General features: G+C 72.9%; 15 protein-coding genes. 11 read left to right on the top strand and 4 right to left on the bottom strand.

Annotation, left to right across the window (positions count from 1 at the left end; genetic code table 11):
- Positions 1–9: 9 nt before the first annotated feature.
- Positions 10–126, bottom strand: coding sequence for a methionine/alanine import family NSS transporter small subunit (locus STBA_RS25800; RefSeq protein WP_077061503.1), 117 nt, complete (start codon positions 124–126; stop codon positions 10–12).
- Positions 126–1,676 carry a sodium-dependent transporter gene (locus tag STBA_RS25805; RefSeq protein ID WP_077061504.1) on the bottom strand — a complete coding sequence of 517 codons (1,551 nt, stop codon included), beginning with the start codon at positions 1,674–1,676 and terminating at the stop codon, positions 126–128. The genes STBA_RS25800 and STBA_RS25805 overlap by 1 nt, the downstream gene beginning before the upstream one ends.
- Positions 1,677–1,849: 173 nt before the next feature.
- Here STBA_RS25805 and STBA_RS25810 point away from each other — a divergent pair, with 173 nt between their 5' ends.
- Complete coding sequence (locus STBA_RS25810) at positions 1,850–2,209, top strand: HIT domain-containing protein (RefSeq protein ID WP_077061505.1); 360 nt, start codon at positions 1,850–1,852, stop codon at positions 2,207–2,209.
- 3 nt (positions 2,210–2,212) lie between these two features.
- Positions 2,213–3,121: a ribonuclease Z gene (locus STBA_RS25815; RefSeq protein ID WP_077061506.1), complete on the top strand. Its 909-nt coding sequence runs from the start codon at positions 2,213–2,215 to the stop codon at positions 3,119–3,121.
- Positions 3,122–3,125: 4 nt separating this feature from the next.
- On the opposite strand, the gene STBA_RS25820 is transcribed toward STBA_RS25815, so the two are convergent.
- Positions 3,126–3,707 (bottom strand): DinB family protein, encoded by a 582-nt coding sequence (locus tag STBA_RS25820; protein ID WP_077063597.1) that lies wholly within the window; start codon positions 3,705–3,707, stop codon positions 3,126–3,128.
- 45 nt (positions 3,708–3,752) lie between these two features.
- Positions 3,753–5,090, bottom strand: coding sequence for a 6-phospho-beta-glucosidase (locus STBA_RS25825; protein WP_077061507.1), 1,338 nt, complete (start codon positions 5,088–5,090; stop codon positions 3,753–3,755).
- 130 nt (positions 5,091–5,220) lie between these two features.
- On the opposite strand from STBA_RS25825, the gene STBA_RS25830 reads away from it, so the two are divergent.
- From STBA_RS25830 to STBA_RS25870, 9 genes are all read left to right on the top strand, one after another.
- Positions 5,221–6,345: a PfkB family carbohydrate kinase gene (locus tag STBA_RS25830; RefSeq protein WP_077061508.1), complete on the top strand. Its 1,125-nt coding sequence runs from the start codon at positions 5,221–5,223 to the stop codon at positions 6,343–6,345.
- 141 nt (positions 6,346–6,486) lie between these two features.
- Positions 6,487–7,503 (top strand): PhoH family protein, encoded by a 1,017-nt coding sequence (locus STBA_RS25835; RefSeq protein WP_077061509.1) that lies wholly within the window; start codon positions 6,487–6,489, stop codon positions 7,501–7,503.
- Between the two features lie 12 nt (positions 7,504–7,515).
- The gene (gene ybeY / locus STBA_RS25840; protein WP_077061510.1) at positions 7,516–8,013 is read left to right on the top strand and encodes an rRNA maturation RNase YbeY; all 498 of its coding nucleotides are present in this window, start codon (positions 7,516–7,518) and stop codon (positions 8,011–8,013) included.
- Positions 8,010–9,329, top strand: a complete 1,320-nt coding sequence (locus STBA_RS25845; RefSeq protein ID WP_077061511.1) for a hemolysin family protein — start codon at positions 8,010–8,012, stop codon at positions 9,327–9,329. The genes ybeY and STBA_RS25845 overlap by 4 nt, the downstream gene beginning before the upstream one ends.
- A gap of 78 nt (positions 9,330–9,407) precedes the next feature.
- Entirely contained in the window at positions 9,408–10,121 is a 714-nt protein-coding gene (locus tag STBA_RS25850) for a hypothetical protein (RefSeq protein ID WP_077061512.1), read from the top strand.
- Positions 10,122–10,149: 28 nt separating this feature from the next.
- The gene (locus STBA_RS25855) at positions 10,150–10,497 is read left to right on the top strand and encodes a cytidine deaminase (protein ID WP_077061513.1); all 348 of its coding nucleotides are present in this window, start codon (positions 10,150–10,152) and stop codon (positions 10,495–10,497) included.
- Entirely contained in the window at positions 10,494–11,423 is a 930-nt protein-coding gene (era, locus tag STBA_RS25860; RefSeq protein WP_077061514.1) for a GTPase Era, read from the top strand. The genes STBA_RS25855 and era overlap by 4 nt, the downstream gene beginning before the upstream one ends.
- Before the next feature lie 70 nt (positions 11,424–11,493).
- A complete protein-coding gene (locus STBA_RS25865) occupies positions 11,494–12,246 on the top strand; it encodes an ABC transporter ATP-binding protein (RefSeq protein ID WP_077061515.1) in 753 nt (250 codons plus the stop codon).
- Positions 12,243–12,980 (top strand): ABC transporter permease, encoded by a 738-nt coding sequence (locus STBA_RS25870; protein ID WP_077061516.1) that lies wholly within the window; start codon positions 12,243–12,245, stop codon positions 12,978–12,980. The genes STBA_RS25865 and STBA_RS25870 overlap by 4 nt, the downstream gene beginning before the upstream one ends.
- The last annotated feature ends 58 nt before the right edge of the window (positions 12,981–13,038 follow it).

Genomic DNA, 13,038 nt, shown 5'->3' on the forward strand with positions numbered 1-13,038 from the left:
CCGGAACGGTCAGGCTTCCGGGGTCGGTTCGTCGGGGTGGCGGCGCAGCCACACGATCGCGGCGACGAGGCCGCCCCACACGATGGTCATGGCAATGATCATCATGACGATGGCCGAGGCCGACATCAGCTGCTCCTTCGCGCGGTCGCGTCCTGGGTGTCCTCGGTGTCCTCGGTGTCCTGGGAACCGGTCGGATTACGCCGCCACCGCACCAGCGAGAGCAGGACGCCGACGACGAGGGCGGCGGCGGCGACCCCCCAGCCGGACCAGAGCAGGAACGAGGTGTCGTAGCCCGCGTAGTTCTCGTCGAACTCGTCGGTGAGGCTGTCGACCATCATCCAGATGAGCACCAGCGGGGTGATGATGCCCAGGCAGATCCGCCACCAGATCCGCAGTGGCACGGAGGAGGTCGCGTCGGCGTGCCGCTGGAGGGCGGGCAGTCTGCGCAGGCCCCAGCTGACGGTGATCACCAGGACGAGCCCGGCCAGGACGATGCCGTACTGGTTGATGAAGTGGTCGGAGACGTCCAGGAAGTGCAGCCCGCTGTCGCTGGAGAACAGCACGGTGGACACCACGGCCACCGCGCCGCAGACGGCCAGCACGGCCGGCACGCGCCGCAGGCCCATGCGGTCCTCGACGGTGGCGACGATCACCTGCACGATGCTGATGAGGGAAGTGAGCCCGGCGAGCACCAGGGAGCCGAAGAACAGCACGCCGAAGAACGCGCCCATCGGCATCTCGGAGATGATCTGCGGGAACGCGACGAACGCGAGGCCGACGCCGCTGCTGGTCACCTCGCTGACGGCGAGCCCCGACTCGGCGGCCATGAATCCGAGGGTGGCGAAGACGGCCAGGCCGGCCAGGATCTCGAAGGAGCTGTTGGCGAAGCCGGCCACGAGCGCGGAGCCGGTGAGGTCGGACTTGCGGCGCAGGTACGAGGCGTAGGTGATCATGATGCCGAAGCCGACGGACAGCGAGAAAAAGATCTGCCCGTAGGCGGCGACCCACACGCCGCCGTCGCCGAGCGCGCCCCAGTCGGGCGCGAAGAGCGCGTCGAGGCCGAGGTCCGCGCCGTCCAGCGTGAGCGCCCTGACCACCAGGATCAGGAAGAACACCACGAGCAGCGGGATGAAGACGGTGTTGGCGCGTTCGATTCCGCGCCGCACGCCCAGGACGAGGATGACGAGCACGACCAGCCACACGGCGATCAGCGGCCAGACCACGCCCGGCACGAACGTCGAGATCTCGCCCGGACTGTCGGAGACCTTGAGGAAGTCGCCCATCAGGAAGCCCTCGGGGTCGTCGCCCCAGGACTGGTCGAACGAGAAGCCGACGTAACGGACCGCCCAGGCCAGGATCGCCGCGTAGTAGGTGGCGACGACGAAGCAGATCGCCACCTGCCACCAGCCGATCGCCTCGGCGGGCCGGGACAGCTGGCGCAGGGCGCCCGGGGGCGAGGACCGGTACTTGCGGCCGATCGTGTATTCGAGGATCAGCAGCGGAATGCCCGCGGTGAGCAGGGCGAGCAGGTACGGCACCATGAACGCGCCGCCGCCGTTCTCGTATGTCACCGCGGGGAAGCGCCAGATGTTGCCGAGGCCGACGGCCGAGCCGATGGCGGCCATGAGAAAGCCGGCGCGGGTGCCCCACTGTTCCCGTTGCGGTTCCTGGGTCATGGTCGAGCGTCCTTGATCGTCCGGGCTGTTCGTATACAAGCCCGCCGCACGTTACCAGCCGGTTCCGCCGGCGGGCAGGGCCTGAATCGGGTACGGCGGCCCGTTTCCGTACCGCCCCGGCGGTAGCATCCGTGCGTACGCGTTGACGAGGGCCGCGAGGAGAGTGCCAGGCGATGGCGGGAGAACCCGAGGCGGACTGCCTGTTCTGCAAGATCGTGGCGGGCGACGTGCCCGCGACGGTGGTCAGGGAGACGGCCACCACGGTCGCGTTCCAGGACATCAACCCGCAGGCGCCCTGCCACGTGCTGATCATTCCCAAGGCGCACCACCGGGACGCCGCGGCCCTCGCCGCCGCCGACCCCGCGCTGGCCGCCGACGTGCTGCGCGAGGCGGGGCACGTCGCGGCCGACCAGAAGGTGGACGGCAGCGGCTACCGCGTCGTGTTCAACACCGGCACCGGCGCCGGGCAGACCGTCTTCCACGCGCACGCCCACGTGCTGGGCGGCCGCGGCCTGGAATGGCCCCCCGGGTAGGCCGTGACCGCACGCGAACTGGTGGTCCTCGGCACCGCCAGCCAGGTGCCCACCCGGCACCGCAACCACAACGGCTACGTGCTGCGCTGGGACGCGGAGACCATCCTCTTCGACCCCGGCGAGGGAACGCAGCGGCAGCTGCTGCTCGCCGGGATCGGCGCCACCGCGCTCACCCGGATCTGCGTCACGCACTTCCACGGCGACCACTCCCTGGGGCTCGCCGGCGTGTTCCAGCGCATCAGCCTGGACCGGGTCCCGCACCCGGTCACCGCGCACTACCCGGCGGGCGGGCAGGAGTTCTTCGACCGGCTGCGGTACGCCACCGCCTACCACGACACCGCACAGATCCTGCCGCGCCCCGTGACCGGCCCCGGAGTCCTTGAACGCACCGCGGAGTTCACCCTCACCGCGCGCGGACTGTCCCACCCCGTCGAGACGTTCGGCTACCGGCTGACGGAGCCCGACGGCCGCCGCGTGCTGCCCGAGCGGCTCGCGGCGCACGGCATCGAGGGCCCGGACGTCGGACGGCTCCTGCGCGCGGGCACGCTGCGCGGCGTGACGGCGGACGACGTCACCGCGCCGCGGCCCGGGCAGTCCTTCGCGTTCGTCATGGACACCCGGCTGTGCGACGGCGTCTTCGCGCTCGCGGACGGGTGCGACCTGCTGGTCATCGAGTCGACCTTCCTCGACCGGGACGCCGCGCTCGCCCGTGAGTACGGCCACCTCACCGCCGGGCAGGCGGGCCGCGTCGCCGCCGAGTGCGGGGTGCGGCACCTGGTGCTGACGCACTTCTCGCAGCGCTACCAGGACCCGGCGGACTTCGCCGCCGAGGCGCGGGCCGCCGGATTCGCCGGCACGCTGACGGTCGCCGAGGACCTGATGCGCGTCCCGGTGCCGCGCCGCGGGACCTGACGCGCTACTGCCCGACCCGGCCGTCGATCCGCTCGCGCAGCAGATCCGCGTGCCCGTTGTGCCGGGCGTACTCCTCGATCATGTGCACCATGACCTCCCGCAGCTCGACCGGCTCGCCGTCCCTGGCCCGGCGTCCGGTGACGCCCAGGTCCGGTGCCTCGGCCACGAACCGTTCCGCGAAGGCGATTTCGGCGCGCCAGGCGGCGAACGCCTCCTCGACCGCCCGCGGGTCGGCGACCGCGCCGTTGAAGTCCGCGTCGGGGTCCTCCGCGGTGCGGAACGGCCGCGGCACGTCCTGCCCGGCCAGCACCTGCCGGAACCAGCCCAGTTCGACATCGGCCATGTGCCGGACCAGACCGAGCAACGACATGGGGGACGGCGGAACGGAGCGGCGCGCAAGCGCCTCGGCGTCGAGCCCCTCGCACTTCAGGGCCAGGGTCAGGCGCTGGTCGGCCAGGTAACCGACGAGGTTGTCGCGTTCGCCGCGGAAACGGCCGTCGGAGCGGGGGTCCTCGTCGGGATGGACAAACATGTCGGACCAGCCGAAGGCGGGTGCGGGCGTGGCGTCAGGGGATGCGGGAGACATGTCCCGAAGCATCGGCGCCCGGCGCCGCGGCGCGCCACGTGTTTTTCACCCGTGCCCGGCGTGCTGGGCGTGTTCGGCCAGGATGCGGGTGGCGACCGCGGGCGAGTCCACCAGCGGGTGCAGTGCCAGGGCGCGCAGCGCCGCGCGGCGCGAGCCGGTCGCCGCCGCCTCGATCGTGGCCCGTTCCACCGCCTTGACCTGGAGCATGAGACCCAGCTCCGCCGCTCCGGGCGACAGGCACGGCACCGGGCGCGCGCCCTGCGCCGTCACCTCGCAGACCGTCTCGACGATCGCGTCGGCCGGCAGCTCCGGCACCGTCCCGCCGTTGCGGACGTTCAGGATCAGCCGGGAACGCCGGTCGCCCGTGATGGCCGCCATCAGGTCGAGCGCGACGCGTTCGTAGCCACCGCCGGCCAGATCGCAGCTGTCCCGCTGCCAGCCGCCCGACGCCGCGCGCCCCTCCGCGCCGTACGTCTCCTCCCGCTCCCGGCGCGTGCGTTCCCACAGCTCGGGCGCGCGGCCCGGCTCGCGCGCCGCGTCCGAAAAGAACGCGCCCTGCTGCGCGTTCAGGAACTCGCCCCTGGTGGCCTCCGCCGCCCGCGCCGCGGCCAGCGTCTCCCGCCGGAAGTAGTAGTAGTGCAGGTACTCGTTGGGCAGCGCCCCCAGCGCGCGCAGCCACGCACCGCCGAACAGCCGGCCCTCCTCGAACGACGCCAGCGCCTCGTCGTCCGCCAGCAGCCCCGGCAGCAGGTCACGGCCCCGGTGGGTCAGCGAGCGCAGCCAGCCGAGGTGGTTGAGTCCCAGGTAGCCGAAACCGACCGCCGCCGGATCGACCCCCGCCGCCCGCGCCGCCCGCCGCACGAGCCCCACCGGCGAGTCGCAGATGCCGATGACGCGGTGGCCGAGCTGCGTGGCCATCGCCTCGGTCACCATGCCCGCCGGGTTGGTGAAGTTGATCAGCCACGCCTCCGGTGCCAGTGCCCGGACGCGGGCCGCGATCTCCAGCGCCACCGGCACCGTGCGCAGCCCGTACAGCACCCCGCCCGCGCCCGTCGTCTCCTGCCCCAGCACGCCGTGCCCCAGCGGCACGCGCTCGTCGCGGACGCGGCCCGCCGTGCCGCCGACCCGGACCGCGCAGAACACGAAGTCGGCGCCCCGCACCGCCTCGTCCAACGACCCGGCCACCCGCACCTCGGGCGCCCCAGGCACCCCCGCGGCCAGCCCGGCCAGCACCGAGGCGATGACGCGGACCCGGTCCTGGTCGGTGTCGTGCAGCGTGACCCGCGTACACCGATCGGGTGAATCGCGTGCGGCGTCCGACAGCAGCGCCCGGTATACCAGGGGGACGCGGAAGCCACCCCCGCCGATGATCGTGAGCCTCATGGCCCGGAACGTACCGTAGAAGTGACCGGGAACGTCGGCGGGATCGGACGGGGACGGGACGGGGACGGATGACCACGGGGACGAGCGGGACGAGGGGCGGGACGAGGCGCGGAACGAGGGGGAGCGGCCGGTGAGCACGAAGACCCAGGACCCGCTCGCCGGCATCCGCGCGCCCGGCGACCCGCCCGTGGACGTGTTCCTGACCGGCACCGTCTTCCTCGACATCATCTTCACCGGCCTCGACTCCGCCCCGGTGCGCGGCACCGAGTCCTGGGCCCGCGGCATGGGCTCCAGCCCCGGCGGCGTGGCCAACATGGCCACCGCGCTGGCCCGCCTCGGCCTGCACACCAGCCTCGCCGCCGCGTTCGGCGACGACATGTACGGCGAGTACTGCTGGGAGACGCTGGAGCGCGGCGAGGGCATCGACCTGACGTCCTCGCGGACCGTCCCCGGCTGGCACTCGCCCGTGACCGTGTCCATGGCGTACGAGGGCGAGCGGACGATGGTCTCCCACGGCCACGAGGCGTCCGTTCACGAGGCGCTGCCAGGACCGCCGCCCGCCCGCTCCTGCATCGCGTCGCTCACCCCCGGGCAGCCGCAGGGCTGGGTGGCCGAGGCGGCGCGGGCGGGCAGCGTGGTCTTCGCCGACACCGGCTGGGACGACACCGGGACCTGGGACCTGGCGGCGCTGCCGGACCTGGCGTACTGCGAGGCGTTCCTGCCGAACGCGGCGGAGGCCATGCGCTACACCGGCACCGGCTGCCCGCGCGCCGCGGCCCGCGCCCTGACGAAGACGGTGCCGCTCGCCGTCGTCACGATGGGGGCCGAGGGGGCGTACGCGGCCGACGGCCGCACGGGGGAGACCGCGGAGGTGCCCGCCATCCTCGTTGAGGCGCTGGACACCACCGGCGCGGGGGACGTGTTCATGGCCGGGTTCGTGACCGGCACGCTCGCGGGCTGGCCGCTCGCCGACCGGCTGGCCCTCGCCGGCCTGACCGCGGCCCTGTCCGTGCAGGAGTTCGGCGGCTCCCTGTCCGCACCCGGCTGGGGCGAGGTGGCCGCGTGGTGGCAGCGGGTCCGCGAGGTGACCCCGGCCGAGGGCCCGCCGGGGGCGGCCCTGGACCGGTACGCGTTCCTCTCCGGCCTGCTGCCCGGCGCGACCCGCCCCTGGCCGCTGCGCCGCGCCGTCCCGACCCTCGGCTTCCGCCCCCGCTCGGCGAACGGCCCAGGCCCAGCCCCCCGCCCCGGCCACTGAACGCGCGGCGGGGGCCGGCCGTGGCCGCCGTCGGCGATCGCACCCGGTAATGCCCTACGGCTCTGTCGGTCCCTCGTCGTACCCTGGGACTTCAGGCACTCCAGCGCAGAGAGGGATGAGCAGGTCCGCAGCGGGCCGCCCATGACACAGACACCCACACACCAGCCAGCGGCCCCGGCTCCTGAGGCGACCGCCCGGTTCACCGTCCCGGCCAAGCATCCGATGGTGACGGTGCTGGGTTCTGGAGACGCGCTGCTCCGCGTGATCGAAAGCGCCTTTCCCGGGACCGACATCCACGTCCGGGGCAATGAGATCAGGGCCACCGGCGAGCCGGACGACGTCCAGCTCGTGCAGCGTCTCTTCGACGAGATGATGCTCGTGCTGCGGACCGGTCAGCCCCTGACGGAGGACGCCGTCGAGCGGTCGATCGCGATGCTGCGCGGCACGGACGGGACGGGTGGCGACACCAGCCCCGCGCAGGTGCTCACGCAGAACATCCTGTCCAACCGCGGCAAGACGATCCGGCCCAAGACGCTGAACCAGAAGCGTTACGTCGACGCCATCGACCACCACACCATCGTCTTCGGGATCGGCCCGGCCGGTACCGGCAAGACGTACCTGGCCATGGCCAAGGCCGTGCAGGCGCTCCAGTCCAAGCAGGTCAACCGCATCATCCTCACCCGGCCCGCGGTCGAGGCAGGGGAGCGCCTCGGCTTCCTGCCGGGCACGCTCTACGAGAAGATCGACCCCTACCTGCGGCCGCTCTACGACGCCCTGCACGACATGCTCGACCCCGACTCGATCCCGCGGCTGCTCAGCGCGGGCACGATCGAGGTCGCGCCCCTGGCGTACATGCGCGGCCGGACGCTCAACGACGCGTTCATCATCCTGGACGAGGCGCAGAATACGAACCCGGAACAGATGAAGATGTTCCTCACCCGGCTCGGGTTCGAGTCCAAGATCGTGATCACCGGCGACGTGACGCAGGTCGACCTGCCCGGCGGCACCAAGAGCGGTCTGCGGCAGGTGCAGGACATCCTCGACGGCGTGGACGATGTGCACTTCTCCCGGCTCACCAGCCAGGACGTGGTGCGGCACAAGCTCGTCGGCCGCATCGTGGACGCCTATGACCGCTTCGACGACCGGAACGGAAAGTAGCCGCCCCGCATCATGGCGATCGAGGTCAACAACGAATCCGGCCTGGACATCGATGAACGGGCCATCCTCGACATCGCCCGCTACGCCCTCGGCCGGATGCGGATTCACCCGCTTTCCGAGCTGTCGGTGATCGCGGTCGACGTAGCGGCGATGGAGCAGCTCCATCTCCAGTGGATGGAGCTGTCCGGGCCCACCGACGTGATGTCGTTCCCGATGGACGAGCTGCGTCCGCCCTCCCGCGAGGAGGAGGAGCCCGTGCAGGGGCTCCTCGGGGACGTGGTGCTGTGCCCGGAGGTGGCGAGGCTCCAGGGCGAGCAGGCCCCGACCCATCACTCCATGGACGCGGAGCTTCAGTTGCTCACCGTCCACGGGGTGCTGCACCTGCTGGGCTACGACCACGAGGAGCCCGTCGAGAAGGCCGAGATGTTCGGCCTCCAGAAGGCCATCGTCGACGGCTGGCGCGACGAGCGCGGGCTGCCGGGCCCGTCCCCCGCCCCCACGACGACATGACCGGCACTCTGCTGCTCGCCGTGTTCGGGCTCCTGATGGTGGCCTGGCTCTCCTCCTGCGCCGAGGCGGGCCTCGCGGTGATCACCGGTTACCGGGCCGAGGAGGCGGTGCGCGCCGGGCGCCGGGGCGCGGCCCGGCTCGCCGCGGTGGCCGCCGACCCCACCCGCTACCTCAATCTCGCGCTGCTGCTGCGCGTCGCGGGCGAGATGGGCGCCGGGGTCCTGGTGGCGTACGCCTGCCTCAAGGAGTTCGACGAGGTCTGGCAGGCGCTCGCCGTGGCGTTCGGCGTGATGGTGCTGCTGTCGTTCGTCGCCGCCGGGGTGTCCCCGCGCACGATCGGCCGGCAGCACCCGCTGGCGACCACGACCGCGGCGGCCTACGTGCTGGTGCCGCTGGCCCGCGTGCTCGGCCCGCTGACGCAGGCGCTGATCATCCTCGGCAACGCGCTGACGCCGGGGAAGGGCTTCCGCAAGGGGCCGTTCGCCTCGGAGGCGGAGCTGCGGGCGATGGTGGACCTGGCCGAGCGCGAGTCGCTGATCGAGGACGAGGAGCGCCGGATGGTGCACTCCGTCTTCGAGTTGGGCGACACGCTGGTCCGCGAGGTGATGGTGCCGCGCACCGACCTGGTGTCGATCGACCGCCACAAGACGGTCCGGCAGGCCCTGACGCTCGCGCTGCGCTCGGGTTTCTCCCGGATTCCGGTCACGGGGGAGAGCGATGACGACGTCGTCGGCATCGTCTACCTGAAGGACCTGGTGCGGCGCGTGCACGTCAGCAGGGAGGCGGAGGCGGACCAGGTGGAGGCGGTGATGCGCGCGGCCTCGTTCGTGCCCGACACCAAGAACGCCGGGGATCTGCTGCGCGAGATGCAGCGCGACCACATCCACGTGTCGGTGGTGATCGACGAATACGGCGGCACGGCCGGTCTGGTCACCATCGAGGACATCCTGGAGGAGATCGTCGGCGAGATCACCGACGAGTACGACCGGGAGCTGCCGCCGGTGGAGGAGCTGGGCGACGGCGCCCACCGGGTCACCGCGCGCCTCGACCTGGGGGCGCTGGGCGAGTTGTACGGGCTGCGGCTGGACGACGAGGACGTGGAGACCGTCGGCGGCCTGCTGGCCAAGGCGCTCGGGCGGGTGCCGATCGCGGGCGCGCACGCCGTGGTGGACGTGTCCGAGGAGCAGGGCCGCAGCGCGCTCGCGGACGGCATCGCGGGGCTGCGCCTGACCGCGGAGTCACCGGCCGGCCGCCGCAACCGGATCGACCGCATCCTGGTCGAGCCGGTCCCGGTCCCCGCGGAGCCCACGGACTGACGGGCGCCCGGAAGGGGCGCTCACTCCAATGGGCGTGCGACGGTGGCCGTACGGGCGGCCGGCTGGCGCCATGGAAGCATGTACGCGCACCTACGCACGGCCGTCGTCGCGGGGGCGGCCGCACTGAGTCTGGGGCTCGCGCCCGGCCAGCCCGCCGCCGCCGACGTGCTCGGCGAGCGGCAGCTGCGCGAGGCGCTGCTCGACGCGGTGGACCTGCCCGCGGGGTGGGCCGGGGACAGTGAACGGTCCGCCGCCGAGCGGGGCTTCGGCGTTCCGCGGCCGGCGGAGCCCGCCTGCGGCGAGCTGTTCGACAGCACATCGGACACCGCCGCGCGGGCCGGGTTCGCCCGCACCCGCAGCGGCCCGTTCGTCACCACTGTCGCCGCCGCGCACGGCGACGCGGCCGCGGCCGGGCGGGTGCTGGCCGCGGTGGAGGGCGCGGTCCGCGGCGCGTGCGCCACCGTTCACACCCAGGAGCGCGCCGGGGAGGGCACGGTCACCGTGTCCTACGACGCCGCCGCACTGGAAGCCGAGCGGCTGGGCGACGAGAGCGTGGCCGTCCGGTACCAGCGGCGCCCGTCGGGTCCCGGCGCGGCGACGCCGGTCGTGGCCGATCTGGTGGTGGTGCGGGTCGGCGCGCACACCGTCCGCGTCGCGCAGGCCGGGCGGGAGGACGAGGGCACCGAGGAGATGGCGGCCATCGCGGAACGCGCGGCGGAGAAACTGCGGCAGGTCGCCGAGGGCCGCACCCCGGCCCCGCCGCCGGATCAGCCGGGCACCACGGATCTGTGACCCGCCGGCACCGCATAAGCTCGGACCCATGAATGACGCCGTTGACCCCGAGGACCGCAAGATCATTACGCTGGCGCGGAGTGCCCGCGCCCGCAACGGCGTTCCGGAGGGGGCCGCGGTGCGGGACGAGACGGGCCGCACCTACGTGGCCGCCACCGTCGCGCTCGCCTCGCTGCACCTGAGCGCGCTGCGGACCGCCGTGGCCATGGCCGTGGCCAGCGGCGCCGGGTCGCTCGAGGCCGCCGCGGTGGTGTCCGAGGCCGACGCGCTGCCGGACGGCGACCTGGCCGCGGTGCGCGACCTCGGCGGGCCCGGCGTTCCCGTGCTGCTGGCAGGGCCCGACGGACGGCTCCGCGAGACGATCGCCGCCTCATGAGCACGCCGCCGCCGGACCACCGTTCCGGATTCGCCTGTTTCGTGGGCCGCCCCAACGCGGGCAAGTCCACCCTCACCAACGCCCTGGTGGGCACCAAGGTCGCCATCACCTCGAACCGCCCGCAGACCACCCGGCACACCGTCCGCGGCATCGTGCACCGGCCGGAGGCGCAGCTGGTGCTCGTGGACACCCCGGGCCTGCACAAGCCGCGGACGCTGCTCGGTCAGCGGCTGAACGACGTGGTCCGCGCCACGTGGGCCGAGGTCGACGTGATCGGTTTCTGCCTGCCCGCGAACGAAAAGGTCGGCCCCGGCGACCGGTTCATCGCCAAGGAGCTGGCCCAGATCACCCGCACCCCGAAGGTCGCGATCGTCACGAAGACGGACCTGATGGCGGGCGATGCCCTGGCCGAGCAGCTGATCGCGGTGGACCGGCTGGGCAAGGAGTCGGGCTTCGAATGGGCGGAGATCGTCCCGGTCTCCGCCGTCGAGGGCCGGCAGGTCGAGCTGCTGGCCGAGCTGCTGGTGCCGTTGCTGCCCGAGGGGCCGCCGCTGTACCCGGAGGGCGACCTCACCGACGAGCCCGAGCTGGTCATGATCGCGGAGCTGATCAGGGAGGCCGCCCTCGAAGGCGTCAGGGACGAGCTGCCGCACTCCATCGCGGTGGTGGTGGAGGAGATGCTGCCCCGGGAGGACCGCCCGGCGGACCGGCCGCTGCTGGACATCCACGCCAACCTCTTCATCGAGCGGCCCAGCCAGAAGGGCATCGTCATCGGCCCCAAGGGCAAGCGGCTGAAGGAGGTCGGCACCACCTCCAGGCGGCAGATCGAGGCCCTGCTCGGCACGCCGGTCTTCCTCGACCTGCACGTGAAGGTCGCGAAGGACTGGCAGCGCGACCCCAAGCAGCTGCGCCGCCTCGGCTTCTGAGGCCCGGCGACCGTCCCCCGATTGCCGCCGCCCGCGCGCGGCGGCAGCCGGGGCGGGGTGCAATGGCGGCATGAACGACACGTCCCGGCCGGCCGTTCTGGCACGTCGCCTCGAGGTCGTGCGCGGCGGGGCGCCGGTGCTGAAGGAGCTGGAGTTCTCGGTGCCGCGTGGCACCGTGACCGGGCTGCTCGGGCCTTCCGGCTGCGGCAAGACGACGCTGATGCGGGCGGTCGTGGGGGCGCAGGCTCGGGTGACGGGGCGCCTCGATGTGCTGGGCGAGCCGGCCGGCAGCGCCGCGCTGCGCCACCGCCTCGGCTATCTCACCCAGGCCCCGTCCGTCTACCTCGACCTGACGGCCACGCAGAATCTGGACTACTGGGCCGCCGTCCTCGGCGTCGGGCGGGCCGACCGTTCCGAGCACGTCCGTTCCGTGCTCGCGGACGTCGATCTGACCGAGCACGCGGGTGCGTTGGCCGGGCGGCTGTCCAGCGGCCAGCGGGCCAGGGTGTCGCTGGCGGTGGCGCTGCTGGGCGCGCCGGAGCTGCTGGTGCTCGACGAGCCGACGGTGGGTCTCGATCCGGTGCTGCGCCGCAGCCTGTGGGATCTGTTCCACCGGCTGGCGGCGGAACGGGGGGCCACGCTGCTGATCTCCTCGCACGTGATGGACGAGGCCGACCGCTGCGACCGGCTGATGCTGATGCGCGAGGGCCGCGTCCTCGCCGAGGGCACCCCCGAGGAGCTGCGGGCCCGTACCGGCACCGACTCCGTCGAGCACGCCTTCCTGCACCTCGTCGAGGCCGACCGCAAGGCGCGCACGCCGTGAGCGTGGGCCGCACGCTCGCCACAGCGCGCCGTGTGCTGCGCCAACTCGGCCACGACCGGCGGACCGTTGCGCTGCTGCTGTTCGTTCCGCTGTTCCTGCTGACGCTGCTGCACTACGTCTTCGAGTCCGACCCGCGGCTGTTCGACCGGGTCGGGGCCTCTCTGCTGGGGATCTTCCCGCTCATCACGATGTTTCTGACCACCTCGATCGCGACGCTGCGCGAGCGCACCACGGGAACGCTGGAGCGGCTGATGGCGATGCCGCTCGGCAAGGGCGATCTGATCTTCGGCTACGCGCTCGCGTTCGGCGCGTTCGCGGTGCTCCAGGCGGGCCTGGCCACCGCCGTCGGGGTGTGGCTGCTGGACCTGGACCTCGCCGGATCGCCGTGGCTGCTGCTGTTCATGGCGCTGCTCACCGCGCTGCTCGGCATCGCCCTCGGGCTCTTCGTATCGGCGTTCGCGGCCTCGGAGTTCCAGGCCGTGCAGTTCATGCCGGCGCTGATCGTTCCGCAGATCCTGGTGTGCGGCCTGTTCGCGCCCCGCGACACGATGCAGCCCGCGCTGGAGTACGCCTCCAACGTGCTGCCGATGTCGTACTCGGTGAACGCGATGACCGGCGTGCTCAACGGGACCGGCATCCCCGACCACTTCCTGCGCGACGTGGCCGTGGTCGTCGGCATGGCGCTGGGCTTCCTCGCGCTGGCCGCCGTGACCCTGCGCCGCCGCACGCCCTGAACGGCCAGGACCGGCCCGACTCGGCCCTGCCCCGGCCCTGCCCCTGCCCGCCCCGACT

The sequence above is a fragment of the Streptomyces sp. MP131-18 genome (assembly GCF_001984575.1).
Lineage (GTDB): Bacteria > Actinomycetota > Actinomycetes > Streptomycetales > Streptomycetaceae > Streptomyces > Streptomyces johnsoniae.

Excerpts from the sequence above, each read along its gene's own strand:
- STBA_RS25850 (WP_077061512.1), top strand. The coding sequence starts at position 9,408 with ATGTACGCGCACCTACGCACGGCCGTCGTCGCGGGGGCGGCCGCACTG.
- STBA_RS25805 (WP_077061504.1), bottom strand. The coding sequence starts at position 1,676 with ATGACCCAGGAACCGCAACGGGAACAGTGGGGCACCCGCGCCGGCTTT.
- STBA_RS25835 (WP_077061509.1), top strand. The coding sequence starts at position 6,487 with ATGACACAGACACCCACACACCAGCCAGCGGCCCCGGCTCCTGAGGCG.
- STBA_RS25820 (WP_077063597.1), bottom strand. The coding sequence starts at position 3,707 with ATGTCTCCCGCATCCCCTGACGCCACGCCCGCACCCGCCTTCGGCTGG.
- STBA_RS25855 (WP_077061513.1), top strand. The coding sequence starts at position 10,150 with ATGAATGACGCCGTTGACCCCGAGGACCGCAAGATCATTACGCTGGCG.
- STBA_RS25825 (WP_077061507.1), bottom strand. The coding sequence starts at position 5,090 with ATGAGGCTCACGATCATCGGCGGGGGTGGCTTCCGCGTCCCCCTGGTA.
- era (WP_077061514.1), top strand. The coding sequence starts at position 10,494 with ATGAGCACGCCGCCGCCGGACCACCGTTCCGGATTCGCCTGTTTCGTG.
- STBA_RS25845 (WP_077061511.1), top strand. The coding sequence starts at position 8,010 with ATGACCGGCACTCTGCTGCTCGCCGTGTTCGGGCTCCTGATGGTGGCC.
- STBA_RS25865 (WP_077061515.1), top strand. The coding sequence starts at position 11,494 with ATGAACGACACGTCCCGGCCGGCCGTTCTGGCACGTCGCCTCGAGGTC.
- STBA_RS25810 (WP_077061505.1), top strand. The coding sequence starts at position 1,850 with ATGGCGGGAGAACCCGAGGCGGACTGCCTGTTCTGCAAGATCGTGGCG.
- STBA_RS25800 (WP_077061503.1), bottom strand. The coding sequence starts at position 126 with ATGTCGGCCTCGGCCATCGTCATGATGATCATTGCCATGACCATCGTG.
- ybeY (WP_077061510.1), top strand. The coding sequence starts at position 7,516 with ATGGCGATCGAGGTCAACAACGAATCCGGCCTGGACATCGATGAACGG.